This is a genomic window from Gammaproteobacteria bacterium (genome assembly GCA_036381015.1).
Classification (GTDB): domain Bacteria; phylum Pseudomonadota; class Gammaproteobacteria; order Steroidobacterales; family Rariloculaceae; genus ZC4RG20.
Genome location: DASVDR010000014.1, coordinates 1 through 25,639 on the forward strand (window position 1 = coordinate 1; position 25,639 = coordinate 25,639).

The following is a 25,639-nucleotide window of genomic DNA, read 5'->3' on the forward strand; positions in this document are numbered from 1 at the left end:
GGAGGCGCCCCGATGGCCACCGACGCCGTTGCCCGCTCCGCGTCCGCTGCAAAAGTCCGGGCCGACCCTCATCCCTCCATCGACGCGCTGGACCGCGAGATCGTGAATCTCGCCGCTCGCATCAACGCCGCGACTTACGACTTCCTCGTGCTCATCCGCTGCTTCGACGAGCGTGCCGGCTGGCTCGCGTGGGCCTTCGACTCCTGCGCCGAGTGGCTGCACTGGCGTTGCGACCTCAGCTTGAACGCCGCCCGCGAGAAGGTCCGGGTTGCGCATGCGCTGAAGACGCTGCCCGCGATCGGCCGGGCGTTCGCCGAAGGCCGGCTCTCCTATTCGAAGGTGCGGGCGCTGACCCGAGTCGCCGGGCCTGCGAATGAAGACGAGCTGCTCACGTTCGCGCTCGGCACCACGGCGGCGCGGGTCGAGGAGCGCTGCCGCGAGCTGCGCTACGGCTCCGGCACCTCCACCCGCGAGGCGGTGCGCGCCCAGGCGAGGCGCGCATTGAGCTTGCACCGCGATCCGGCTCGGGGAACGGTGTCGATCACGGTCGAGCTGCCGCTCGAAGCCGGGGAGCTCGTCGACAAGGCGCTCGACCGGGCGCTGGAGCCGGTGCTCGAGGAGGGCGCCTCCGCAAGCCCCGAGCTTGCCGGCGAGAGCTGGAGTGCGCAGCGCGCGGATGCGCTGGTGGCGCTCGCAAAAGCGTACTTGAGCGGCCGAAAGGACGGCTCCTCCCGGACGTCGGACCATTACCAGGTCACGGTGCACGTCGAGGAGTCGGCCCTCCGCGGAGGCGGGGGCCGCTCGGGGCTGCCCATCGAAACGGTGCGGCGCATTGCCTGCGACAGCGATCTCATGGTGCTGGTGGAGAACCACGAAGGCGAGCCGCTGAGCGTCAGTCGCAGGACGCGGACCGTGCCGACGGCCCTCCATCGGGCGCTGTGGGCGCGGGACAAGGGTTGCCGATTCCCGGGCTGCGGTCGCACGCGGTTCGTCGACGCCCACCACATCAAGCACTGGGCGAACGGCGGCGAACATAGCCTCGAGAATATGCTGCTCCTGTGCACGCGGCACCATACTTGGGTGCACGAGGGCGGCTTCACGATCGAGAAGGACTACGCGGACCGCTGGTTTTTCCGGCGGCCCGACGGGCGGGCGGTGCCGGCGTGCGGCTATCGGCCGGAGGATATGACCGACGACGGCGCCGAAGCCGTGACGGAGTACTTCGACGGCCACGCCTCCGCGGAGGAGCTCGAGGCGGCGCACCCCTTCGCGGAGTTGCGTCCCCCCGCGGAAACGTCGATGGTGAGGGAGGCGCCGGCTTCCACACATTGTTTATGGCGCTGATCAATGACGCGCTGATCGATGGTGCTGGTCGATGGTGCTGCTCGATGGCGCTGATTCGCCGTGTCGATCGAGGAGCGCATCGTGGGCGACAGCGAGAAATTGTCCAAGAACCGTGCATCGGGGCGGCGCGAATATGTTCTCGTCGTTAGATGGCGTATCCTGCCGGCGGTCGGCCGGCCTCTCGAGCCGACTCCGCGGAGGTCGCACGATTAGGAGGGACAACAGGACGATGAAGGCATTCTCATCTCTTGCGATGGCCGGCATCCTCTTCGGCACGTCGCTTCAGGCGCAACAAGTCGTCGATCCCGGTTTCGACAGCGTGGGCCGCGGGTGGCCGCTTGCCGCCGACGCACGCGAGTACGAAGAGGTCGGCCCCGAGTTCTCGTTCGGCGCAGGGGGCGAGTTCGGCGGAACCGCGCGCGGCGGCGACGTGCCGCCGGGCGTGACGCCGCTGCCGGTGGATATCTTCACTACCGACGACTTCTACCGTGACAAGGCTCTGTGGAGCGATCCCCGATACTACCGCTGCAACAGCCCGATCGGCATCGAGGCCGAGTCGGGCGCGGTCGGCAATCCGTTGATCGTCAACAACGACCCGTCGACCGCGGCTTGGGGGCATTGCGACCGGGATTACCCGCGCGAGGCGATGGTGAGCCCGTACCCGTTCGAGAGCGCGCAGCAGCACTACGAGGCGCTGCTCGCCGAGACAAAGAAGCGCGGCGGGCCGACGACGCCGGCGTACGAGGACATCGCGGACTGGACCGGCTTCTATATGCGTCCGAGCGCGACGCCCGGTAACGACTATTGGTACAGAGGGCACCACAATCAGATACCGACGATCCTGTCGCTGCTCACCCCGGAGTATCAGAAGCGCATGGTGCAGCTGGCCTACCACGAGGGCCGCGGCCATGCCCAGTGGCCCTCTCAGTATTGCTGGCCGGAAGGTTTCATGCGCCGCTGGCATGAGGCGGCGGTGCGGGAGCATCAAATCATCGCGACGCCGCAGATCGTGCAGATCTTGGCGGGGGTGGCGCGCAACTTCATCACGAACATCTACATCGGGCGTGAATTCAACATGGAAGGCGCCGTGCCGCGGCTCGGCGCCGACGTGCCCCGCTGGTACGGCGAGACGATCGGCTTCTGGGATGGCGACACGCTGATCACGTGGACGTCGAACATACAGGGCTGGATGGTTCACGGGGCGTTCGAGTTCTCGAACAAGATGCAAACCGTCGAGATCTACACACCGGTCCGCGACGAGGCCGGGAGGTTCTTGGGTTTGAACCATGAGGCGATCTTCTACGACCCCGAGGCGCTCGTAGAGCCCGTCCGCATCATCCGCAACCTCATGAAGCGAAGCGACGTCTCCGAAGGCGACCCCTACACGTTCATCGAGTGCGTGCCGACGATCTATCCGATCGAAGGCAAGGCGTCGCCGGTCGTCCCCGGGCAGGTCATCGAATACGAAGTGCCCGACATCTACGGCCGGCCGTGGGCGCACATCTGGGAGGAGAATTTCGAGCAAGGCATGCAGAGGCCGGAGCCGAACGAGGATATCTTCAATTTCGAGTAAGACCCGGCGGCGTGTGGCACGCTCATTGCACGCCGGTCCCGTCGGCATCATTTCGCGGTGCCGGCGAGGAGACACCGATGGGACCGGTAAATACAGTGACGTCCGCGTGCGCGCTGCTTTTGCTTGGAACGGCCGGTGCTCAGCAAACGCAAACAACTGAAGAGCAAAGCCGGGAAGCAACTGAAGAGCAAAGCCGGGAAGGAATACCTGCGACGCGTCACCAGGAGGAAGCCGTTCGGGAGATAAGCAGCGATCTCTTCGAGCGGCTGGATGAGGACGGCGACGGCGCGATCTCCAGGCAGGAGGCGCAGGCCGAACCTTCCCTGACGGCGAGCTGGAGTCGCTACGATCGGAACGGCGATGACGTGCTCGATTCGGCGGAGTTCTCCGAATTCGACACGAGCGCGACGAGCTCGGCCGAAGGCGGAGACGCGGAAACGGGGCAGAGCGGGCCCACGGAGGAGGGCTTGCCCACGACACGCCACCAGCAAGAGGTGGTCCGAGATCCACGCGTCGAGCAGTTGGACGAGGACGGCGACGGCGCGATTTCGCGGCAGGAAGCGCAAGGCGATGCCCGGCTTTCAGCCGAGTGGGACCAGCTCGACCAGAACGGCGACCAGAAGCTCGACGCGACCGAGCTGGCCCGACTGGAGCAGTAGTCCGCGCGAGCTTTCGGCGCCTGGCCGCGCTGCCCCTGCCCGATACCGCGGCGGCGCGGCCGCGCTTCGGTGAAACCAGTCGGGCGCGAAACCGCGCCCGCCGATGCTCGGTCCCGGTTGCGGGACTCCGGGCTCGTTTGCGGGACGAGCTCTCGTGCCGGTCGTCGTCCACCGCCGGCCCGAATGCTTGAAAATCAATCGTTCCCGCTCGCGCAAGTGCCGGCGGCGTTCACGTTCATGTGGCCGACGCACTTGTTGGTGCGCACCGAGGGGGATCCGATGGCGCTCGCGGGCGCGATCCGTGCCGCCGTCTGGTCCGTCGACGCGGACCAGCCGGTCGCATCGATGCGCTCCATGGAGGAGATCTTCGACGCCGAGCTGGCGAACCGTAACCTCCAGATGATGCTCGTCGGAGGCTTTGCGGTGCTCGCGCTCGTGCTCGCGTCCGTCGGCCTCTACGGCGTGCTGTCCTACGCGGTGACGCAGCGCACCGCCGAGATCGGCGTGCGGATTGCGCTCGGTGCCGAGCGCCGCAACGTGATCGGCGCCGTGCTGCGCAGCGCGGTGCTGCTCGCCGCGTGCGGCGTCGGGCTCGGCATCGCAGGCGCCTTGGCCGTGACCCGGCTGTTGTCGTCGTTCCTGTTCGGTGTGGCTCCGACCGATGCGATCACCTTCACGACCGTGCCTACGCTTCTCTTCCTCGTCGCGCTGGCGGCGGCCTACGTTCCCGCGCGCCGCGCCGCGCGGGTCGATCCGGTCGAGGCGCTGCGGGCGGAGTGAGGGCGGCCGCGAGGAAGCCGAGGACGGTTAATCGTGATCGGACCCCGCCATCATGAAATGCGCTACTCCGACGACTTTGTCGACGGGAAGCACGAACGCAATGCCGCGGCCGGTGGTGTTCAGCTCGGCCGTGCGCACGATCTCGTCGAGAACCGAGTCCACCTGCTCCGAGCCGACCATGGTCAGCACGATCTCCTTCTCCGGCTCGATCGACATCCCGAAGATCTTCTCGTGCTCGTGAATGCCCGCACCGCGGCCGAAGAGCACGGTGCCGCCGCGCGCGCCCGCCTTCACCGAGGCCTCCAGCACGCTGCTGCCCCAACCTTTCCTGACGATGCTGACGATGAGCGAAGCGTTCATGTTCACGACTCCAACCTTTTCGGGCGCTCTTTCATCCGAACGACCAGACCCAGCAGCATCACCGAGATGATCGGTGCGAGCGCAATGAGGGCCACCAGACCCAAGCCCTGGACGAGCGGATCGCGACCGGTAGCGGCGGCCGATGTGCCGAGCGCGAGGGCCAGCAGGAAGGTGTTGGCCAGCGGACCCGTGGCGACGCCCCCGGAATCGACCGCGATCGCGACGAATTCTCGATCGCTGAGCCAGATCAAGACGATGGCGAGACCGTACCCGGGGATCAGAATCCAAAACAGTGGAAGATCGTACCCGATCCTCAGCATCCCGAGTCCCACCGCGACGGCGACGCCCGCACATATGGCCAGCAGCACCAAGCGTTGCCGAATCGCGCCCGCCGACGCCTGCTCGACCTGATCGGCGAGAATACGCACGGCCGGCTCACCCCACGTCGTGACGAAGCCGAGCACCGCGCCGAAAGGCACGAGCAGCCATTTTTGCGAAAAGGCGCCGAGCGTTTCGCCGATGGTGCGGCCGAACGGCATGAAACCGACGGCGACGCCGAGCAGAAACAGAAAGAGCCCGATCGAGGCCATCAGTGTTCCGACCGCGATCCTCGACACCTCGGAGCGCGGCAGCCTGAGAAACAGCATTTGAAACACGGTGAACAGCGCCGCGAGCGGGAGCACCGCGAGCGCGACTCCCCGGGCCGTGCGAACCACGTCCGTCACGAGCGGCAGGTCGCTCATCGCACGAGCCATCCGATGATCAAGAGGACGATGATCGGGCCGACGGATGCCATGCCGAGGAGCCCGAAGCCGTCGTTCACGGCCGAGCGTCCCGCGATCACCGCGCTGACGCCGAGCGCGACCGCCAGAACGACCGGACCGGTCAGGGCGCCCGTCGTCACGCTTCCGGCGTCGTAAGCGAGCGGAATCACCTCCGCGGGCGCGACGAGCGTCAGCGCGATCATCACGGCGTAGACGGCGGTCAACTGCCATGCCATCGAGAAGCCCCATATGATCCGTAGAAAGGCGACGGCCACGAACAGCCCGACGCCGCCCGCGATGATGTAAACGATGGGTTGGCCGGGTAGAGTGCCGCCGGAGACCTCTTCGACTTGCCCGGCGAGCACGAGGACGTCCGGCTCGGCAGCGGTGGTGGCGAAACCGAGCGCGAACGCGACCGCGAGCAACAGCAACAGCGACCCCTTCTCCGCCAGCTTCGCGCCGATGAACCGGCCCATCGGCAGCATACCGAAGTCCACGCCCATCAAGATCAGGAGCAAGCCGAGCGTGACCAGCAGCGACCCCGCGAGATACTGCAGCAGGACCGCCGGCGAGGCGCCGACGAGCACGACCTCGAGCAGGCCGACGACGATGATCAGAGGCGCGACGGCCCTGATGGTTTCGGACAATTTCAGCTTCAGCAGCGTGAGCATCGGCAGCCGATTCGTTCTTTTGGGAAGCGCATGATCCGTAGCGACGGCGGCCGCGCACCGTAAGGCGGCGCCGCCGGCGTCCCGCGCCGCACCGAGGCATACGCGCTACTACTGATATCGCGCCGCATGTCCCCGCGGCGAAAATCAGCCGTAACCCCAGCGACAGACCGGGGGAGAAGCGACATGACCATCATGACCGACGAGGAGCGACGCCGCCAGATGATCGCAGAGGCGGCTTACTTCCGAGCAGAGCGGCGCGGTTTCAGCGGAGGGGACCCGGTGCCCGACTGGATCGAGGCTGAAGCCGAGATCGACGCAAGGCTGCGACGTGAATCGGAGCGCCGCGCTTTGCTCGAGCGGCTCGAGGAGGGATTGGGCTCCCGGAAGCGTGAGCCTCGGCGCAACGGCGGGCGCGGGACGGCGGCGACGCCGAAGAGGAGGCGGGCGAACAGCGGCCTTGCGGGGGACGGCGCGAAGCCGGAATAAAGGTCGGGTCGCGCGGCGATCCGGTGAACGCGAAGACGCAAATTCTTTGGTTCGACCAGGTCGGGCGCGACGACGTGGCCCGCGTCGGCGGCAAGAACGCTTCGCTGGGCGAGATGATTCGAAGCCTCTCGGGGACCGGCATCCGCGTTCCCGAGGGCTTCGCGACGACGGCGGAAGCCTACCGGAGCTTCGTCGAGCGGAACGACCTCGGAGGGCACATTCGGTCGGCGATCGCCGATCTCGGCGCCGGGCGGCTGACGCTCGCGGAGGCGGGAAAGAGCATCCGCGAGGCCGTGCTTCGCTCCGATTGGCCTCCCGAGCTCGCCCGAGAGATCGGCGCGGCTTATCGGGAGCTTTGCCGGCGCTCCGGCATCACCGACGCCGACGTTGCCGTCCGCTCGAGCGCGACCGCGGAGGATCTCCCGGATGCGAGCTTCGCCGGGCAGCAGGAGACCTACCTCAACGTGCGCGGCGAGCGCGCGCTGCTCGACGCATGCCGCCGCTGCTATGCCTCGCTCTTCACCGATCGCGCTATCGCCTACCGGCACGCGAAAGGCTTCGACCACCTGCAAGTCGCACTTTCGGTCGGCGTGCAAAGAATGGTTCGCTCCGATCTCGCCGGGGCGGGCGTCATGTTCTCCATCGATACGGAGACGGGCTTCGACCGCGTCGTGATGATCGACGCCGCTTGGGGGCTCGGCGAGAACGTCGTCAAAGGCGCCGTCGATCCGGACCGGTACCAGGTGTTCAAGCCGTTGCTCTCCGATCCGTCGGTCTCGCCGATCATCGAGAAGAGACGCGGCGAGAAAACGCTCAAGATGATCTACACGGGTGATGCGGCGCGGCCGACGAAGAACGTCGCGACCTCGAAGCTGGAGCGGGCGGCGTTCGTGCTCGAGGACGGCGAGATCCTCGAGCTCGCCCGCTCGGCCTGCGCGATCGAGCGGCATTACGGCCTGCCGATGGATATCGAGTGGGCGAAGGACGGCGAGAGCGGGTGCCTTTTCATCGTGCAGGCGCGCCCGGAGACCGTGCATGCGCGGCGCGAGACGGCCACGCTGAAGACGTACCGCATCGCGCGGAAGGGCCGGCGCCTCGCCGCAGGTCTCGCGATCGGCGACGCTGTCGTCACCGGCCGCGTCTGCATCATCGAAAGCGCTCGCGACATCGATCGTTTCGTCGACGGGGCGGTGCTCGTGACGCGGAACACGGACCCCGACTGGGTGCCGATCATGAAACGCGCGGCGGCCATCGTCGCCGACCTGGGCGGACGCACGTCGCATGCGGCGATCGTCAGCCGGGAGCTCGGGCTGCCGGCGATCGTCGGGGCCGGCAACGCCACCGAGTTGCTTCAGGACGAGCAGGAGATCACCGTCTCGTGCGCCGAAGGCGACGAGGGTTTCGTGTACGAAGGCGCGGCCGAGTTCGAAGTCGAGGAGCTTTCGATCTCCGATATACCGGAGACGAGGACCGAGGTCATGTTGAACCTCGCCAATCCCGCCTCGGCGTTCCGATGGTGGCGACTGCCGGTGGACGGCGTAGGTCTCGCGCGCATGGAGTTCGTGATCAACACGCAGATCAAGATTCACCCGATGGCGCTCGTTCGCTTCGACCGCCTGCAGGACGTCGCGGCGAAGGATGCGATCGCGGAGCTCACGCGCGGCTACGACGACAAGACGCTCTTTTTCGTCGATCGCTTGTCTCGGGCGCTCGCCCGGCTCGCGGCCGCCCACTACCCGAAGCCCGTGATCGTGCGGATGAGCGACTTCAAGACGAACGAATATGCGAATCTGATCGGCGGCGCGGAGTTCGAGCCGGCTGAAGAGAATCCGATGATCGGCTTCCGGGGCGCGTCACGTTACTACTCGCCGCGCTATCGGGAGGGCTTCGCGCTCGAATGTCGTGCGATCCGTCGCCTGCGCGAGGACATGGGGTTCGCGAACGTCGTCGTCATGATCCCGTTCTGCCGCTCGGTCGCCGAAGCGGACCGCGTGCTCGGTGTGATGGCCGAGCATGGGCTGCGGCGCGGCGAGCGAGGGCTCGAGGTCTACGTGATGTGCGAGATCCCGTCGAACGTCGTGCTCGCGGGCGCCTTCGCGCAGCGGTTCGACGGCTTCTCGATCGGTTCGAACGACCTCACGCAGCTCACGCTCGGCGTCGACCGCGACTCGGCCGAGCTGGCGGAGCTTTTCGACGAGCAGGACGAAGCCGTGAAGTGGATGATCGGCACTGTCATCCGCGCCGCGAAGCAGTCGGACGTGAAGATCGGGCTGTGCGGGCAGGCGCCGAGCGACCATCCCGAATTCGCCGAGTTTCTCGTCGAGTGCGGAATCGACTCGATCTCGGTCAGCCCGGACAGCTTCGTGTCCGTCAAGCAGCACGTCGCCGCCGCCGAGGCGGCGCTCGGTTCGAAGGTCGAATCCGCCGCAAGGGAGCATTCCGATGGCCGTCAGCTCAATCTGTAGTCACAACGTCGCCACGATCGGGCCGGACGCGGACGTCGCCGAGGCCGCCGAGCGCATGCGCAAGGAGCACGTCGGCGACCTGATCGTCGCGGAGTTCAAGCAGGCGCGCCTCGTGCCGCTCGGGATCATCACCGATCGGGACATCGTCGTCGCGGTGGTCGCGAAGAAAGTGGATCCGTCCACGCTCACGGTCGGCGACGTCATGAGCGACCGGCTGCTGACCGTGCGCGAGGACAACGGCATCGACTTTGCGCTGCGCGAGATGCGCCGATTCGGCGTGCGGCGTGTGCCGGTCGTGGGCTCGGAGGGTGAGCTCGTCGGCGTCCTGTCGATCGACGACGTCGTCGACCACCTCGCGACTCAGCTCTCGCACATCGGCGACATCATTCGCTTCGGGCAGCGCGCGGAGGCCGAGGCTCGGCCCTGACCGGCCGAAGTCAAATCGCGCCGTCGAGGTGACCGCTCGCGAGGGCCACTCGCGGCAGGAGGACGTGATGGACGATCTCCGGCCACGAGAAGCGCCGAGCGGTCAGCTCGCCGTAGTCGCGAATCGCTCGCGCCTCCTCGGGCGCAGCGCGCAGGCGCGCGAACATGCCGAGGAACTCCTTGGGCTCGCCGGTCTCGAGCACGATGGCGTTTTGACCCGGCAGAGCGTAATCCTCGCCGGTACACCCCGTGCATGCGAGGCCGCCCGCCGCCATCGCTTCGAGCCCCACGAGCCCGAACGGCTCGTGGCTGCTATTGGCCAGCACGGCGTCCGATCCGCGGAACAGCAGCCGCTTCGCGGGCGGGTCGACGTGGCAACAGAGGTTCACGACATCGATCGAGCCGTCGATGTCACGCAGGGCTTCGAGCACGCCGTCGACGCCGGAGTCGCGCCACTCACGATCCAGCCGATTCAGTCCGTGCGCGTCGATCGAGGCGAGGACGTCCCGGCCGTAACTCTCGGAACCTCCGCGCGCGAGGAGCAGGGGCCGCCAGCCCGCACGCTTCATCTCGGCCACCGTCTCGATCGCGGCCATCCAGCGCTTGTCCGGATCCCAGCGCGCCATCTTGACGATGACGGTACGGTCGCGAAAGTGGCGGCGCAGCGCGGCGCACGCGCCGTCGGGCAACGGCTCGAAGGCCTCGGCGGACAGGCCGTTCGGAACGACGAGCGCCTCCACGCCGAGCGGCGTCATCTGATGTTTCATGTACCGGCTGACGGTCGTGATGATGGCCGAGCTTTTGAGGCGGGGCCAATCGATCCGGTCGAACCCGAACGTGTTGTTCGCGTTCCAGAGAACGGTGACCCGGTCGCGGATGCCGGCTCCGGAGAGCAGCCAGCTCAAGTGCATGACGGAGTGGACCGTGTGCCATTCCTCCGCCATCACGACCGCGTGCTCGCCGCGTTTCACGGCGGGCAGGAGTACTTCGTTCACGAGGTACGGGGGCAGAGTCCGGGCGTATTCCTCGTGCTTGCCCCATTCCCCGTCGTAAACACCCCCCGGATGATGACGGCTTACCCACTGAGCCCACCGATGCAAGTGCAGCGGTCCGCTGCTCGTATGCCCGGGCAGGTCGGGATCGCCGACGAACCACAGATGCGTTTCGAAGCCGAGCGCTGCGAGTGTGCGCACCAGTCCGTCGGCCCGAGTCGCGAGTCCGCCGGCCCGCGAGTAGGCGTCCGGCCCTTCGAAAGAGAGGACATGAAACTGCATGATCCGCTGCCCTCGTGGGATTTGTCGGGCGCGATGCGCTTCGTTAGGGTCGGCCTATCGGCCGCCCCGAGGCCATAAGGGGAACTACTTACGCGGCAGGATGCGAGTCGGCTCCGCGGTAGTCCCCCGCGCGTGACAGTCCGACGCCGCCGGCGTTGAGGATGAGGACATCGCAGCGCAAGTGGTCGAGGATTTGCTCTGCGGTACTGCCCAGAAACAGGCGCCGCAGGCCGCTGCGAGAAACGGCGCCCATGACGACGAGATCGGCCTTCAGCTCGTCGGCCAACGTCAACAAGCGTTCCCGCGTCACGCCTTGGCAAACGTGCACGTCACGACGCTCGACGGCATGCTTGTCGGTAAGGGCCCAGACGGCCTCGCGGTGCCGTCGCTTCAGCGTTTCGGTGATCTCGGCGATAGGCAGCGCCAACGGCGCGCTGATCGCATCACCCGAGGCGGCGAGGGCCGCGCCGATATCGAAGGCGTGAAATACGTGCAGCTCTCCGCCCACCGCCGTCTGCACGGCTTTGGCGGCGGACAGGATCTCGCCATCGAGGGTCCCTTGGTCGTCTCGCTTGTGCAGGGGGTCCACGGCGGCGATGACAATCGGCCGTCCGGCCACGGCACGGGGCTTCACGAGCCAAAGCGGGATTCGACTCGTCCTGATCAGGTTCCAATCCGTGTTCGAGAACACGGAGCGATGCAATGCCGGGTGATAATGCGTGTCCTTCATTACGAGATCTACCGCGGACTCGGTCGCTTTTCGTGCGATACCTTCGTGCAGCGGGTAGTCCCAGCGTGCCTCGACGGCGGTCGCCACTCCTTGCTTCGCCGCATCTTGCGCGAGACGCTTCAGCCTTCTCGTATGGTCCAGAATGCGGCTCGCGCGCGACTTCTCCAATGTGGTCCGATCGATGGATGGATCGGCGGCGAGGGCCGGATCGTAGTCGCAGACGAAAAGCTCGAGCGACGCACCCGCGCGCGTCGCGTACCACACTGCGCGCTCCAGCGCGGGTTGCTGCTTTGCTGTGGGGTCGACGACGACCAAGATGCGCTGCATCGGAGAGCCTCACGATGGCGTTGCGGGCGAAGCCGATTCTCGTCGCACGAAAGTATGCGCAGAAATCGGTGGAAGTGGTCGGATTGCCTCGGTAAGTACTTACGCGAGCCGTGACACCGAAGATGGCGGGCAGGCTGCCGGCTCCGGCGCGAATCGCCGGCTTCGTTGCGAGTCGTCGACCGCCGGAGCCGATGCCCGATGGCGGCGGCTAGTGCGTATGGCCAGGGTTTCCGAGGTTGTGCGAGAGTTTACGGGTAGCGGCGGCTTCCGCAGAGCGTCGATTCAGGGGCTGCGGGGGTGGGCGGCTGCGAGCTCCGTCTGGATCGTTTCGAGCAATTCGTCGCCGCGCAGCGGCTTCGTCAGCAGCCGGGCGCGCGCGACGGAGGCGATGTCGATACCTTGACCTGTGGTATTGCCGGTCAAGAACACGACGGGGATTTCCCGCTTCGCTCTCGTGCGCACGGCCTCGACGACCGTCAGTCCCGTTTCGCCACCCCGCAGATGGTAGTCGCTGATCACGGGTCGTACCCTGGTTCGGCACGGAGCGGACGCCGACTTCGAGCGCAAGCAGATTCGCGATGCGTCGGACGATCGACAATCCGAGGCCGAGACCTTCCGGCCGATGGCTGCCTCGATCGACCTGGTGGAACTCCTCGAAGACCGGCTCGATCTGATCGGGAGGAATGCCGACTCCCGTGTCCGTCACTTCGATCTCGAGCGTTCCACCGCAGGCGATCGCCCGGAGCCCCACGGTTCCCCTGTGGGTATAGCGTATGGCGTTCGAGACGAGGTTGCCGAGCAGGCGGCGCAACAGCGCGACATCGGTTCGCACGCCCTCGCCGCAGCGCTCGAACACGAGCTCGAGTCCCTTCTCGTTGGCCTGCGGCTCGAAGTCCGAGACGAGACGCTCGAACACGTCGTCGATGCGGCAGTCGACGAGCTCCGGTACGACTGCGCCGCTGTCGAGCTTGCTGATGTCGAGCACGGAGGCGAGCAAGTCGGACATCGAATCGAGCGCTCGCTGCTGCTTGTCGACGATCATTTCCAGCCGCGGGTTGCCGACCACTTCGCGGCGCGCCACGCGGTTCAACAGGTTCAGGGTTTGGAGCGGCTGGCGAAGATCGTGGCTCGCCGCTGCCAGGAAACGGCTTTTCTCCCGATTCGCTTGAAGGAGCTGATGCTCCGTATCCTTGTGCAGCGTGGCGTCGCGAATCGCGGCGACGACCAACAGCTGGCCGGCATCGGTACGCACCGGGCTCAAGCTGACCTCGACGGGAAACTCGTGTCCGTCCTTGTGCAGCCCATACAACCCGAGCCCGGTGCCCATCGGCTGGGGCTTGGGAGCAGCGGAGAACGCTTCGCGATGCACGAAATGGACGTTCCGGAATCTCGGCGGCAAAAGGACCTCGACGAGCGACTCGTATAGCTCGGAGGGCTCGTAGCCGAAGGCTTCTTTGATTCGGGCGTTGGCGAAGACGATCTTGCCTTCGGCGTCGACGATGACCGTCGCATCGGGCGCGGCCTCGAGGAGGCTTCTGGCCAGTTCGCCGGAAAGATGCATCCGAAAGGTCTCGAGTCCGATCGGAAGACCTCGACATGGGAATTCGTGCCCTGGTAGGTGATGGTACCCGCAAGTGCCGGACATCGTCCACGTCATCGGTAGGTACAAGTCGCAATCCAGCGCCGTGACTCCAATGTGATAGCGTGCCTTTGAACCTCGAATATCGGCGGAATACCGCGAATGCCACGAACCCTGCTCGCGCACGTATTGCCCGCCATCGCTCTGACCGCATCGCTCCTGGCGCCGGCCGCCGCCTGGTCGATGCCCGAGTTCGCAAGGCGCTACAACTTGAGCTGCTCGGTATGCCACGATGCGTTTCCGCGGTTGAACGCTTTCGGCGAGAACTTCGCGGACATCAACTACAAGCTGCCGAATTGGCGGGACTCGCATACGCTCGACCTGGGCGACGAGCGCCTTGCGTTGCCGGAGCGCGCACCGTTCGCCGTCCGCATGCAGGCGTATGTACAGGGGCGTGACGGCGAGGATGTCGACCCGATCACGGGCTCCACCGGGAACGACTCCGACTTCGATTTCCAGGCACCGTACCTGATCAAGCTGCTCTCGAGCTCGCCGCTCTCGGAGGACATCACGTACTACTTCTACGGCATCTTCGCGGAGAAGGGCGGAAACGGCGAGACGCTGATCGAGGACGCTTGGTTTCGCCATGGTGATCTCTTCGGAGCCGGCGTCGGCATGCAGCTCGGTCAGTTCCAAGCCTCGGATCTGATGTTCCCGCGCGAGGTCCGGCTGACGTTCCAGGACTTCTACGCGTATCGTGCGGCCGGGATCACTTATGACCGGGGCGTCATCTTCGACCGGGGCTTCGGCCGATTGGACGTGGCTTTAGGCGCGGTCAACGGCAACGGCATCACGGACAACTTCGCCATCGACAGTCCCGGGTACCGGCGACCGGACGCGATGTTCGACAGCGACAGCCGCAAGAACCTTTTCGGGCGAGTGGGCTTTCCGATCGGGCGCGCCGGAATCGGCGTTTTTGCGCTGACCGGCGAGCAGCGCAGCGCGGCCGGAGTCGCGGGCGAATCGCGCGGCATTCGCAACAGCGACAAGCGAATCCTCGGCCTCGACGCCGCCGGCACGCTTCCGAATGGACGCGTCCATTGGTACGCGCAGGCGTTGTGGAACGACTGGGAGGACTTCCTCGACGCGACGCCCGGGCGCGACTTCGAGTGGTTCGGCGGCTTCGGCGGCCTCGACTACATCCGTAACGATCGCTGGACCTTTTCGGTGCTCTACAACTATGCGGAAGCCGACGACTTCGACGATACGGGCACGATCTTCGAGGGCATTGCCATCGACTCGGTGACCTTCAATGCCTCGTACTACTTCATGCGCAACCTCAAGGTAGTGTTCGAGGTGAATGCCGATCTCCTCGGCGAAGAGCGGGGCGGCCCACCGTTCGTCGGCCATCAGACGAAAGAGCACTATGTGCTCGTCGGATTCGACATGGCCATTTGAAGATTTGAGGCCCCGGCGCCGAACTGCGCTATGGCGGCTGCGCCAGTCCGATCGTTCGATGTTCGCGAGGCGGGGCGGGCCGGGGTGACGCTGCTCTTCCTCTGCGGAGACGTGATGACCGGCCGCGGCATCGATCAGGTGCTGCCGCACCCGAGCGATCCGCGCCTCCACGAGCCGTACGTTCGCGACGCGCGCACCTACGTGGAGCTCGCGGAACGCGCCAACGGCGCCATTCCGCGCCCGGCGAGCTTCGCTTATATATGGGGCGCGGCTCTCGCCGACCTCGCGCGCGTCGCGCCCGATGCGCGCATCGTGAATCTCGAGACCAGCGTAACCCGCAGCGGCGCGTACTGGCCCGGCAAGGGCATCCACTACCGGATGCACCCCGCAAACGTCGGCTGCCTGACGGCGGCCGGCATCGATTGCTGCGTGCTCGCGAACAATCACGTGCTCGACTGGGGGTTCGACGGGCTCGTCGAGACGCTCGACGTGTTGCGGGGGGCGGGGATCCGCACGGCGGGCGCCGGCCGGAACCTCGGCGAGGCGCAGGCCCCGGCATCGATCGAGCTCGGCGCGGGACGCGTTCTCGTGTTCGCGTGCGGCGCCGCGACGAGCGGCATCCCTTCCGCGTGGGCGGCAACGGAGTCGGCGCCGGGCGTCAGGCTGCTGAGCGACCTGAGCCGCGCGGCCGCGCGACGCTTGTCCCGATACATCGAGCCCCTCAAAGCCGCGGGCGACGTCGTCGTCGTGTCCGTGCACTGGGGCGGCAACTGGGGCTACGCGATTCCGGAAGACGAGCGCATCTTTGCCCACGAGCTGATCGACGGCGGCTGCGTGGACGTCGTGCACGGCCACTCGGCGCATCATGCGAAGGGCATCGAGGTCTATCGGGGCAAGCTGATTCTGTACGGCTGCGGCGATTTCTTGACCGACTACGAAGGCATCACCGGTCACGAGCGCTATCGCGGGGACTTGTCCTTGATGTATTTCGTGACCCTGGACGCTTCCTCGGGCCGCCTGCAGCGCTGCGAAATCACACCGCTCAAGATGCTGCGGTTCAGCCTGCAACGGGCCGCCGATGCCGACGCGGCTTGGCTCGCGGCGATGCTCACTCGCGAAGGGGAGGCGCTCGGCACGAGCGCGTCGCTGTCGGCCGACGGCAGGCTGATGCTGCGGTTCCGGGTTCGAGCGTAGCGGCGGGCCGCGGCGCTCGTGCGCTCACGGATTGGTGGGGTCGCTGGGTCCCGCCGGGACCCACAGTCCGTGGTCGCAACGTAGCAGCACGTCCCCGCTCTTGACAGTCGTCCCATGGGGGTAAGCGCTGTCGTTGAAGAAGCACACCGGGTCCCCGGGGATCGACTCTCGCAGCATGTCGGTGTCCTCGTCCTCTTCCCAGGCCACCGGCGAGTTTCTGCGCTCGGGATCCTGCGCACCCACTTGCAGAGTCTTGCCTTCCATGTGTACCTCCTGTGGACGGACCGACTATGTGACCATTACTCGGGAGCGGCAAACGACAGGGCTGCCGGCCGTGGTCGAGGCTCCTAGATCGCCGGCTCGGCCGGCAGGCGCTCCTCGGGCTTCTCCGGCTTCTCGGTCATCGTCGCCTCCGTGAGCAGCAGCACGCTCGCGATGGAAACGGCGTTCTCGAGCGCGAGGCGCACGACCTTGGCGGGATCGACGATGCCGGCCTCGAAGAGATCGACGAACTCCTTGGGGCGGCATCATAGCCGACGTTGCCTGCGCTGCTCAGCATGCGATCGACGATCACGCCGCCGTCCGCGGCCGAGTTCTCCGCAATCTGCCGCGTCGGCGCCTCGAGCGCCCGGCGCAGAATCAGCACGCCGGTCGGTACGGTCAGGCGAACTCGGACGCGCTCCTAATCGGCCTCGCGCTCCGGCACGCAACAGAGCTTCGCGTCCTCCGCCGCGGCTTCGAGCACGGCCCCGGTGACCAGGTTCGGCCGATAGGTGGTGCAGCCCTTCAAGCCCTTGTCGAACGCGTACCGGTACACGTCCTTGAAGCGCTCGAAGGGGAAGTCCGCTGGCACGTTGATCGTCTTCGAGATGGAGTTGTCCACGTACGGCTGGAGCGCGGCCTGCATGTCGAGGTGCGCCTGCGGCGGCAGCTCGAGCGCGCTCACGAACCAGCGCGGCCGCGGCTCCGCGCCGCGCAGCGCGCGCCACCGCTCGAGCGCGTAATCGGTGAGCACGTGCTCGCTGAGCGAGCCGTCCTGCGAGAGCACGCGCCGGCGGTAGTGGAAGTCGAACACGGGCTCGATGCCGCTCGACACGTTGTTCGCGAGCAGGCTGATGGTCCCCGTCGGTGCGATCGCGGTGAGATGGCTGTTGCGGATGCCGTGGCGCGCGATGGCGTCGCGAATGTCCTCCGGCAGCGTGCGCACGAACTCGCCCTCTAGATAGCGGTCGCGATCGAAGAACGGGAACGGTCCCTTCTCGCCGGCGAGCTCCGCCGAGCAGCGGTATGCGGCGTGGCAGATCGTCCGCATCGCGCGAGCAGCGAGCGCGCGCGCCGGCGCCTCGCCGTAGTGGAGCCCGAGCATGATCAGGGCGTCGGCGAGCCCCGTCACGCCGAGACCGGCACGACGGGCGCCGCGCGCCATCTCCGCCTGCTTCGCCAGCGGAAAGCGCGACACGTCGATCACGTCGTCCATCATGCGCACCGCAATGCGTGCCGTCGCCGCGACGGCATCGAGGTCGAGCGCCGCATGCGGCGTGAACGGCTCGCGCACGAACGCCGCGAGGTTGATGGAGCCGAGGTCGCAGGCGCCGTACGGCGGCAACGGCAGCTCGCCGCACGGGTTGGTCGCGCTGATGTGCTCGCGATACCAGAGATTGTTCAGGCGATTGATGCGGTCGATGAAGAGCACGCCGGGCTCCGCGTGGTCGTACGTCGCGCGCATGAGCTCCTCCCAGAGCTCGCGCGCTGGCACGCGCGCATGCACGCGGCAGGGCACGGGCTCCATCGAGCCCGACCACCGCCGCACGATCGTCTCGTTCCCGCCGTCGCCCGGAAACACGAGCGGCCATTCCCGCCCGTCGCGCACGGCCTCCATCAGCTCGTCCGTGACGAGCACGGATAGGTTGAAGTTGCGCAGCTCCCCCGGCGTCTGCTTCGCGCGGATGAAGGTGAGTATGTCCGGATGGTCGCAGCGCAGTGTCGCCATCATGGCGCCCCGCCGGGCCCCCGTGGACAAGAGCGTCGCGCACATCGCGTCCCAGATGCGCATGAAGGAGACCGGGCCCGAGGCGACGCCGCCGACGGCTTTCGCCGGGGTGCCCTGCGGCCGCAGCGTCGAGAAGTCGTAGCCGACGCCGCCGCCTTGCTGCATCGTGAGCGCGCCTTCCTTGAGCGCGTCGAAGATGCCGTCCATCGAGTCTACGACGGTGCCCATCACGAAGCAGTTGAAGAGCGTGACGCGCCGGCCGGTGCCGGCGCCCGCCTGGATGCGGCCGCCCGGCAGGAAGCGGAAGCCCTCGAGGGCGGAGTAGAAGCGGGCTTCCCAGCTTCGCTCGCGCTCGGCGGCCGCAAGCGCACGGGCGATGCGGCGCCAGGTGTCCTCGATCGTGCGGTCGCCTTCGCCGTCGGCGCGGAAGCGGTACTTGGTCTCCCAGACGTGGTGCGCGATCTCGGTCGTGAAGGCCGACTCTGCCATCGTCTCCTCGCTCGCGGTCATTCTAGCTCCTCGCGCGATGCGGGAGGCTCGGAGAGCCTGGGCTCTCGAGCGGGATTGCGCTCAGATTCGGTCGACGGCTCGTCCGACGCCCTCGGAGTGGGCGCAGTGAGCGCAGCAATACATGCTGGCACTCGCTTCGATGCCGTGGCCTATGATGCGGTTGCCGCAATGCTTGCACGTGGGGGCCAGGGCGTTGATGGCGCACTCGAACGAATCGAACGTGTGGGCCTTGCCGTTCATCGTGACCTGAAAGGCCTTGTCGTAGTCGTTGCCGCACGTCTCACACGTGGTCATTTCGCACCTCCGGTGTCATTCGAGCTACATTCGCAACATAGCGCCGCATGGTCCGAATCGACGATACGAACATCTACCTAGGCATGGAGGCCGGCGCGTGCATGCCGAGCGGCGCCCGAGCGAAACGGTACGTGCAGACGGGCTACAGACCCCACGGAAGACCGAGCAGGTGCCAGAGGGCCAGCAGCAACGTCCACGCGACGAACAGGACGACGACATACGGCAGCATCAGGGCGATGACCGTCCCGACGCCGGCTTTCGGGTCGTACTTCATCGCGAAAGACACGATCAGCGCGAAATAAGCGTTCAACGGCGAGATCGCATTGACCGGCGAGTCCCCGACGCGATACGCCGCGAGGACGGCCTCGGGATCGACATTGAGCCGCATCAGCAGCGGCACGAACACGGGAGCGAAGATCGCCCACTTCGGTATCGCGCCGGTCATGATCAGGTCGAGTATCGCGACGACGAACACGAAACCGACCAGCAACGTCAGCGCGTTCAGGCCCGCCCCTTCGAGCACGTCGCCGAGGGACACGGCGGCGAGCGTCGCGAGGTTCGTGTAGGTGAAGAAGGCGAGGAACTGGCTGATCACGAACAGCAGGAAGATCAGGCCCGCGAGGCCGCGAACCGCCTTCTCCATGGCATTGACCGCGTCGACGCTCGTGCGCAGCGTCCGCGCGCCGACTCCATAAGCCCAGCCCGCCGCAAGAAAAACGATCGTGATGAAGACGATCAGGCCGTTCATGAACGGCGAGTCGGCGAGGAGGCTTCCCGTTTCCGGATTGCGGAGCGGCGCCCATGACGGCAGGGTCAGCAGCGCGAACACGGCGAGCGTTGCGAGGAGCGCAAAGGTCGCGTACTTCAGCCCCCTCGACTCGTCCTGCGACATGCCGCCCTCGCCGCTGACGGGCTCCGGGCGTTCGCCCGTGTATTCACCGAGACGAGGCTCGACGACCTTCTCGGTGATCAGCGAGACCAGGATCGTCAGCAATATCACGGACGCGACCGAGAACCAGAAGTTCGCGGTCAGCTCGATCGAGCGCGACGGATCGAGGATATGGATGGCGTCGTTGGTGATGCCGGTGAGGATGCCGTCGAGCGGCTTGATCAGAATGTTCACGCTGAAGACGGCCGCGACACCGGCGAACGACGCCGCAAGCCCCGCCAGCGGATGCCTGCCGAGGCTCAGGAACGCGGCGGCGGCGAGCGGGATGAGCACGAGGTAGCCGGCGTCCGCCGCGACGCTCGACAGGATCCCGATGAACACGAGGATGTAGGTCATCGCCTTGCGGGGCGCAACCAGCACGAGCTTGTGGATCAGCGCGCGGATGAGACCCGCTTCCTCCGCGACGCCGACGCCGAGCATCGCGACGATGATCACGCCCACCGCGGTGAAGCTCATGAAGTTGTCGACGACCCCCGTGAACATGAAGCGGAAGCCGTCCGCCGTCAGCAGGCTTTGAGCGGCGACGCTGTTTTCGACGAGCTCCCCCGTTTCCGGGTCGATCGCCTCGAACGTGACCGCCGCTCCGAAGAGATAAAAGACGTGAGACAGCAGGATCAGAATGCCGATCAGCATCACGAAGATGACGACCGGATGCGGGACCCTGTTGCCGACGCGCTCGACGACGTCGAGGAGCCTTTCGACACGAGATTTTCGTTCGCCGACCTCCTCGCCGACCTCGGACGGAAGTTCGGCAGGCGCAACCGGCTCCGATCGCTTCGCCATGGTCCATTTCTCCCCGCCGCCCCAGCGGCCGCGGACTTCCGTCTCTACGCTGCCTTCTCGAGCGCCTCCCTCAGCGATTCCTCCTCGTCCTTGTCGAGCGACGTGCGAAACACCCGCCCCTTGCCCGCGAACTCCTTCAGCCCGTCGAGGACCTTGTCGACGGTGGCGCGCCGGACGAGAACGAAGAGCGCCGATGAGCCGGGTTTGAGCGACCGCCCGAGCTCCTTCATCATCGCGTCGTCGATACCGATGTCCGAGAATCGTCCCGACAGCGCCCCCGCCGTGGCGCCTACGGCTGCGCCGAGGAGCGGGTTGAGAAAGATGAGGCCGATGAGCATGCCCCAGAAGCCGCCGCCCACCGCGCCGGCGCTCGTGAGGTTCACGATCTGATCCAGTTTCGTCTTGCCCTTCTGGTTCCGTGTGACGACGACGGAATCCTCCATCTCGATCAGGTATTCCTTCTGCATTTTCAGAAGCCGGTTGCGCATGTCGAAGGCGGTCGTTTCGTCGTCGAATACCACTGCCACCAGAGTGCTCATCTCCGTCTCCTTTGCGCCGCGGCGCATCGTCGGTCGAGCTCGAATTTCTTCCCCGGGCTGAACGCGTCGAGCCTGGAAGCCGCGAGCGCGGATCTACGACGCACGCTTGCACGCGGGAATGGAGACGGCAAGTTGGCCTTTGGTCCAATGGAGCCGGCAGCGCTCGCGGACATTACGATGAGTCATGCAGGAGGTGGGCGCAGACGCCGCGACCGCGACGGCGCCGGTTTCGGATGCGAGAGCCCGGGCCGAGCCGCATGCCTCCTGGATGCCGATGCTCACCATCGCGCTCGCGCAAATGCTGATGGTCTTCAACGTGTCGACGCTGCAGGTGTCGATCGAAAGCGTCGCGTCGAGCTTCAACGCGCCGGCCACCACTGTCGGTACGGCGATCGTGACCTACTCGCTCGTCGTCGCCGGGCTCATCATGCTGGGTGCGCGAATCGCGCAGGTGTTCGGTTCGCGGCGCGTGTTCCGCCTTGCCGTCGCGCTGTTCGGGGGCGCGATGGCCGTGATGGCGTCGAGCCGGAACGTTCCGATGATGCTCGTCGCGCAGATCGTGGCGGGGCTCGCGGCCGCAGGGCTGGTCCCGGCGCTCGTCGTGATGATCGCGGACCACTACAGCGGGCACCAGCGCGCGAAGGCCCTGGCCTGGCTTGGGGGAGCCCAGGCGCTCGGCATCGTGCTCGCGTTTCTGATCGCGGGCTGGCTCGCCACGACCGTCGGGTGGCGATTCACATTCGGCGGGCTCATTCTCGTCGCCGGCGTCGTCTACCTCCTGAGCGGCAAGCTCGAGGTGCGGCCGGCGCCCTCGGGCGTCAGCATCGACTGGACCGGTATCGTGCTCGCCGCTGCGGCTATCCTGCTGATCAGCGTCGGGGCGAACAACCTCACGGACTGGGGCGGGCTGCTGGCTCGGCCCGCCGCGCCGTTCAGCGTGCTCGATATGTCGCCGGCGCCGATGATGATCATCGCGGGTCTCTTCCTGATCGAGGCGTTCGTCACGTGGTCGCGCCGGCGCGAGGCGCGCGGCAAGACGCCGCTCGTCGCGCTCGACGTCGTCGACACGCCGGCGGAGCGCGCCGCCCTGCTCACGATGTTCACGGTCGGTGCGATCGGCTCGGCGCTCACGTTTCTGATTCCGCTCTACATCCAGGTCGTCCAGGGCGGCAGCGGGCTCGACACGGCAGCGGCCGTGATCCCGTTCTCGCTCGCGAGCTTCATGGCGGCCGTGCTCGTGGTCGGGCTCTATCGCTTCGCGAGCCCTCGCGTCATCGCGCGCTGCGCCTTTTTCGTCACGACGGTCGCGCTCGCGCTCCTCGCCGCGGTCATCCGCAACGACTGGGGCACCGGCATGGTCGTCTCCGGCATGGTGCTGGCAGGCCTCGGCGAGGGAGCCCTCGTCGCGCTGCTCTTCAACGTGCTCGTCTCCGCGTCACCGAAGGAGCTCGCGGGCGACGTCGGATCGCTCCGCGGCTGCACGAACAATCTCGCGGCGGGCGTCGGCACGGCGGTCGCGTCCGCGCTCGTCATCAGCGTCCTCGGCACCGGCGTGCACCGCGAGCTCGTCCACAATCCGCTGATCCCGGACGAGCTGAAGGCCGAGTTCAACCTCGACGACGTGCCGTTCGTCAGCAACGATCGCCTGCTCGCCGCGCTCGCGAACACGGCCGCCACGGGCGAGCAAAAGAACGAAGCCGTGCGCATCAACACGGAGGCTCGGCTCGTGGCGCTCAAGATCTCGTTCATCGCGCTGTCCGGTTTCGCGTTGCTCGCATTCTTCCCTTCCGGAGCGCTGCCCGGTGCCGCGCGCGGCCGCGTCGTGCCGGACGGCGAGTGACCCCGTGGCGCGATCGCTTCCCGTGAGCGCAGCAGAAGCCGAGGCGCGTGCGTCATGGATGCCGCTGGTCGTCATCGCGCTCGCGCAATTGCTCCTGGTCTTCAATCTCACGACGCTCAAGGTCTCCGTCGACGCCATCGCGGAAGGCCTCGGCACGCCCGCGAGCTCCGTCAAGACGGCGATCGTCCTGCACTTCCTCGTCGTCGCGGCCTTTATCATGCTCGGCGCGCGCATCGCCCAGCGCTTCGGCGCCCGGCACGTATTCCGAGCGACCGCCCTGATGCTGACCGCGGCCATGGCACTGACGGCCGCGGCTCGAAACGCAGGCGCGATGATGCTTGCGCAGACGATCGCGGGCATGGCGTCGGCGGCGTTGATTCCGACCTCGGTCGTGATGATCTCGGACCATTACCGCGGGAGTCAGCAGTCCCGGGCGCTCGGCTGGCTCGGCGCCATGCAGGCGATCGGGATCGTGCCGGCGTTTTTGATCGCCGGCTATCTCGCCGTTTCGGCGCAATGGCGCCTCACTTTCGCGCTGCTCGCGGTCTTCGCCGCAGGGCTCTACTTCTCGGGCGCGAGCCTGCGCGGCGCCGACACGCGCGCCAGGATCCACATCGATGCCGCGGGCGTCGTTCTCGCTGCCTCCGCGATGCTGCTGATCGGCATCGGCGCCGACAAAGTCGCGTATTGGGGCGTCTGGCGAGCGCGGCCGGCCGCCCCGCTCAGCGTTTTCGATTTGTCGCCGGCGCCGATCGCGATCGTCGCGGGCGTTTTGCTCTTGCATGCGTTCGTCGTGTGGACGCGCCGGTGCCGGGCGACCGGCCGCATGCCGCTGTGCGCGCCTGAATTGCTCGGCAGCACCCGAGAGCGGTCCGCGCTGTTGTCGATGTTCACGATCGGGGCGCTCGGCGCCGGCCTGACCTTCCTGATCCCTCTCTACATCGAGGTCGTGCAGGGACGCACTAGCCTCTATACGGCCGTCGCGCTCGTGCCTTTCACGTTGGCGAGCTTCGCGACGGCGATCGTCATCGTGCGCTTCGACTCGCGGCTCGGCGCGCGGCGCATTGCGCGGGCCGCGTTTCTGCTGGTCGCGTGCGGGCTGGCGCTGCTCGGCGCAACGGTTCGCAACGACTGGAGCGACACGATGGTGGTGCTCGCCTTGATCGTGACCGGGCTCGGCGAAGGCGCCCTGGCGGCCGTGTTGTTCAAGCTGCTCTCCTCGAGCGTGCCCGGGGATTTGGCGGGGGACGTCGGCTCCGTCTGCGGCAGCACGAGCTTCCTCGGCTCGGGCGTCGGCACGGCCCTCGCTGCCGGGCTCCTCGTCGGCGTGCTCGGCTCGAGCGTGCGGAGCCATGTGTCGGCGAATCCGCTGATCTCCGCGGAGATTCGCGCGCAATTCGACCTCGACAGCGTTTCGTTCGTGAGCAACGAGCAGTTGCTGCGCGCGCTCGAGCGCACGAACGCGACCCCAAACGAGGTGAGTGAGGCGGTGCGCATCAATACCGAGGCGCGCCTCGACGCGCTCAAGGTCTCCTTCTACGTGCTGGCCGGGCTCGCGCTGCTCGCGTTCGTTCCCGCAGCCGGCGTGTCCAAAGCTCGGGGAGGCAAGTGAATGGACGAGACGGCCCGCCGCTCGACGGCTCCGCCCGGGTTTCTACTGATCGTCGCCTTCTTCGCGCCCTCGCTGCATGCCGCGGATCCCTGGGACATCGGCGACGACTACGGGGGCGTCGCCATGGCCGAGGAACATTGGACGATCGACGAGGCCTTTCCGGGCACCAAGGTGATCCTCGACGGGCGCTACTCGTTCCGGCGCCGCACGGGTCAACCTCGCGCTCGCGCGTGCGACTGCGGCGAGCCGCTGCCCGCCGCGGAGCGGCTCCGCAATACGATCGGCGCGCATTTGCAGTGGGGCAAGGGCGAGACGGCGCTCGAGTACGGGATCCTTTCCTTCGCATGGAAAGCGTCGCAGCGCAACTACGAGCCTTCGGCCGAAGGGGGGTTCCGCACGCTGCGCGATACGCTCGAGTGGGGCATTCTGAACGTCGCGAAGGACGATCCGCTCGGCATAGATTCATACGTCGAGCTCAACGTCGCGAGAGCGTCGCGCACATGGCAGTTCGCCGTGCCGAGCTCACCGTGGAGGTTCACGCTCGGCATCAACGCGTCGGCGGGCTATGCCTGGGCGGACTCCTTCGACGAGACCTACGATGATGTCTCCAACATGACGATCGGCTCGTGGGGCAAAGGGACCGTGAGCCGCGGGCGGTGGGGCATGATCTACGTCGAGCAGCGCGTCGTGAACGGGTGGACGTTCAGCAGCCCGTCGGCCGGCGGCACCGTGCAGCGCGAGGCGCGCGCACGCGCGGGCTACACGAACCGGCTGCGCGGCTGCCTGGATATCGAGGTGTTCGCGGAGAAGCGGTCGTTCAACTTCACTGATCCCCGGCTGACCGATCTCTACACGAAGAGCAAACGTGTCGGGGTTGCGCTCAGCTGCGCATTGACTCGCTAGTGGCCGGTAACAGCTGGTTTTCGCGCCATTAGACCTAAGGGCAACTAGCGCGGTCGACGCGCGAGTGACAGTGTTGCCGAAAGTATTGCCCGAACGGCGCGGACGCCCGGACGCTTGCCGACGGCGATC

The 25,639-nt window shown here is 66.8% G+C and carries 24 protein-coding genes and 1 pseudogene; 13 read left to right on the forward strand and 12 right to left on the reverse strand.

The window, feature by feature from the left end; all coding sequences use genetic code 11:
• From VF329_05415 to VF329_05430, 4 genes are all read left to right on the forward strand, one after another.
• Positions 1–1,344: DUF222 domain-containing protein (locus VF329_05415; protein ID HEX7080432.1), on the forward strand; the 1,344-nt coding region annotated here is incomplete at its 5' end.
• A 229-nt stretch (positions 1,345–1,573) separates the two neighbouring features.
• The gene (locus VF329_05420) at positions 1,574–2,917 is read left to right on the forward strand and encodes a hypothetical protein (GenBank protein HEX7080433.1); all 1,344 of its coding nucleotides are present in this window, start codon (positions 1,574–1,576) and stop codon (positions 2,915–2,917) included.
• A 77-nt stretch (positions 2,918–2,994) separates the two neighbouring features.
• Positions 2,995–3,576 (forward strand): hypothetical protein, encoded by a 582-nt coding sequence (locus VF329_05425; protein HEX7080434.1) that lies wholly within the window; start codon positions 2,995–2,997, stop codon positions 3,574–3,576.
• A gap of 183 nt (positions 3,577–3,759) precedes the next feature.
• Positions 3,760–4,356 (forward strand): FtsX-like permease family protein, encoded by a 597-nt coding sequence (locus tag VF329_05430; GenBank protein ID HEX7080435.1) that lies wholly within the window; start codon positions 3,760–3,762, stop codon positions 4,354–4,356.
• A 27-nt stretch (positions 4,357–4,383) separates the two neighbouring features.
• On the opposite strand, the gene VF329_05435 is transcribed toward VF329_05430, so the two are convergent.
• From VF329_05435 to VF329_05445, 3 genes are read right to left on the reverse strand one after another with little or no spacing between them, the layout of a single operon-like run.
• Positions 4,384–4,716 carry a P-II family nitrogen regulator gene (locus VF329_05435; protein ID HEX7080436.1) on the reverse strand — a complete coding sequence of 111 codons (333 nt, stop codon included), beginning with the start codon at positions 4,714–4,716 and terminating at the stop codon, positions 4,384–4,386.
• A 2-nt stretch (positions 4,717–4,718) separates the two neighbouring features.
• Complete coding sequence (locus tag VF329_05440) at positions 4,719–5,459, reverse strand: DUF1538 domain-containing protein (GenBank protein ID HEX7080437.1); 741 nt, start codon at positions 5,457–5,459, stop codon at positions 4,719–4,721.
• A complete protein-coding gene (locus VF329_05445; protein HEX7080438.1) occupies positions 5,456–6,151 on the reverse strand; it encodes a DUF1538 domain-containing protein in 696 nt (231 codons plus the stop codon). Before VF329_05445 ends, VF329_05440 begins: the two co-directional genes overlap by 4 nt.
• Positions 6,152–6,334: 183 nt before the next feature.
• On the opposite strand from VF329_05445, the gene VF329_05450 reads away from it, so the two are divergent.
• From VF329_05450 to VF329_05460, 3 genes are read left to right on the forward strand one after another with little or no spacing between them, the layout of a single operon-like run.
• A complete protein-coding gene (locus tag VF329_05450; protein ID HEX7080439.1) occupies positions 6,335–6,637 on the forward strand; it encodes a DUF2934 domain-containing protein in 303 nt (100 codons plus the stop codon).
• Between the two features lie 23 nt (positions 6,638–6,660).
• Complete coding sequence (gene ppsA / locus VF329_05455) at positions 6,661–9,102, forward strand: phosphoenolpyruvate synthase (protein HEX7080440.1); 2,442 nt, start codon at positions 6,661–6,663, stop codon at positions 9,100–9,102.
• Positions 9,080–9,529, forward strand: a complete 450-nt coding sequence (locus VF329_05460; protein ID HEX7080441.1) for a CBS domain-containing protein — start codon at positions 9,080–9,082, stop codon at positions 9,527–9,529. Before ppsA ends, VF329_05460 begins: the two co-directional genes overlap by 23 nt.
• Before the next feature lie 10 nt (positions 9,530–9,539).
• Here the strand turns inward: VF329_05460 and VF329_05465 are convergent, their stop codons facing one another.
• The 3 genes from VF329_05465 to VF329_05475 all read right to left on the reverse strand — a co-directional run bounded on the left by VF329_05465 (position 9,540) and on the right by VF329_05475 (position 12,378).
• Complete coding sequence (locus VF329_05465) at positions 9,540–10,802, reverse strand: glycosyltransferase (GenBank protein ID HEX7080442.1); 1,263 nt, start codon at positions 10,800–10,802, stop codon at positions 9,540–9,542.
• Between the two features lie 88 nt (positions 10,803–10,890).
• Positions 10,891–11,847: a universal stress protein gene (locus tag VF329_05470; protein HEX7080443.1), complete on the reverse strand. Its 957-nt coding sequence runs from the start codon at positions 11,845–11,847 to the stop codon at positions 10,891–10,893.
• A gap of 294 nt (positions 11,848–12,141) precedes the next feature.
• Positions 12,142–12,378: a hypothetical protein gene (locus tag VF329_05475; protein HEX7080444.1), complete on the reverse strand. Its 237-nt coding sequence runs from the start codon at positions 12,376–12,378 to the stop codon at positions 12,142–12,144.
• Between the two features lie 103 nt (positions 12,379–12,481).
• Here VF329_05475 and VF329_05480 point away from each other — a divergent pair, with 103 nt between their 5' ends.
• From VF329_05480 to VF329_05490, 3 genes are all read left to right on the forward strand, one after another.
• Entirely contained in the window at positions 12,482–13,285 is an 804-nt protein-coding gene (locus tag VF329_05480) for a hypothetical protein (protein ID HEX7080445.1), read from the forward strand.
• Between the two features lie 315 nt (positions 13,286–13,600).
• Entirely contained in the window at positions 13,601–14,896 is a 1,296-nt protein-coding gene (locus VF329_05485) for a hypothetical protein (protein HEX7080446.1), read from the forward strand.
• Between the two features lie 84 nt (positions 14,897–14,980).
• Entirely contained in the window at positions 14,981–16,090 is a 1,110-nt protein-coding gene (locus VF329_05490) for a CapA family protein (protein HEX7080447.1), read from the forward strand.
• Positions 16,091–16,114: 24 nt separating this feature from the next.
• On the opposite strand, the gene VF329_05495 is transcribed toward VF329_05490, so the two are convergent.
• The 6 genes and pseudogenes from VF329_05495 to VF329_05520 form a co-directional block, all read right to left on the reverse strand.
• Complete coding sequence (locus VF329_05495) at positions 16,115–16,354, reverse strand: DUF1496 domain-containing protein (GenBank protein HEX7080448.1); 240 nt, start codon at positions 16,352–16,354, stop codon at positions 16,115–16,117.
• 83 nt (positions 16,355–16,437) lie between these two features.
• Positions 16,438–16,742 (reverse strand): annotated as a pseudogene (locus VF329_05500) (TCP-1/cpn60 chaperonin family protein).
• A gap of 30 nt (positions 16,743–16,772) precedes the next feature.
• Positions 16,773–18,590 carry an adenosylcobalamin-dependent ribonucleoside-diphosphate reductase gene (locus VF329_05505; GenBank protein ID HEX7080449.1) on the reverse strand — a complete coding sequence of 606 codons (1,818 nt, stop codon included), beginning with the start codon at positions 18,588–18,590 and terminating at the stop codon, positions 16,773–16,775.
• A gap of 60 nt (positions 18,591–18,650) precedes the next feature.
• Positions 18,651–18,884, reverse strand: coding sequence for a hypothetical protein (locus tag VF329_05510; GenBank protein ID HEX7080450.1), 234 nt, complete (start codon positions 18,882–18,884; stop codon positions 18,651–18,653).
• Between the two features lie 142 nt (positions 18,885–19,026).
• Complete coding sequence (locus tag VF329_05515) at positions 19,027–20,616, reverse strand: AbgT family transporter (protein HEX7080451.1); 1,590 nt, start codon at positions 20,614–20,616, stop codon at positions 19,027–19,029.
• Between the two features lie 44 nt (positions 20,617–20,660).
• Positions 20,661–21,155 carry a DUF1269 domain-containing protein gene (locus VF329_05520; GenBank protein ID HEX7080452.1) on the reverse strand — a complete coding sequence of 165 codons (495 nt, stop codon included), beginning with the start codon at positions 21,153–21,155 and terminating at the stop codon, positions 20,661–20,663.
• 268 nt (positions 21,156–21,423) lie between these two features.
• On the opposite strand from VF329_05520, the gene VF329_05525 reads away from it, so the two are divergent.
• The 3 genes from VF329_05525 to VF329_05535 are packed head-to-tail and all read left to right on the forward strand — an operon-like array spanning position 21,424 to position 25,510.
• On the forward strand, positions 21,424–22,995 hold the full coding sequence (locus tag VF329_05525) for an MFS transporter (protein HEX7080453.1): 1,572 nt from the start codon (positions 21,424–21,426) through the stop codon (positions 22,993–22,995).
• A 22-nt stretch (positions 22,996–23,017) separates the two neighbouring features.
• On the forward strand, positions 23,018–24,607 hold the full coding sequence (locus VF329_05530) for an MFS transporter (protein HEX7080454.1): 1,590 nt from the start codon (positions 23,018–23,020) through the stop codon (positions 24,605–24,607).
• A complete protein-coding gene (locus VF329_05535) occupies positions 24,608–25,510 on the forward strand; it encodes a hypothetical protein (GenBank protein ID HEX7080455.1) in 903 nt (300 codons plus the stop codon).
• Positions 25,511–25,639 lie beyond the last annotated feature (129 nt).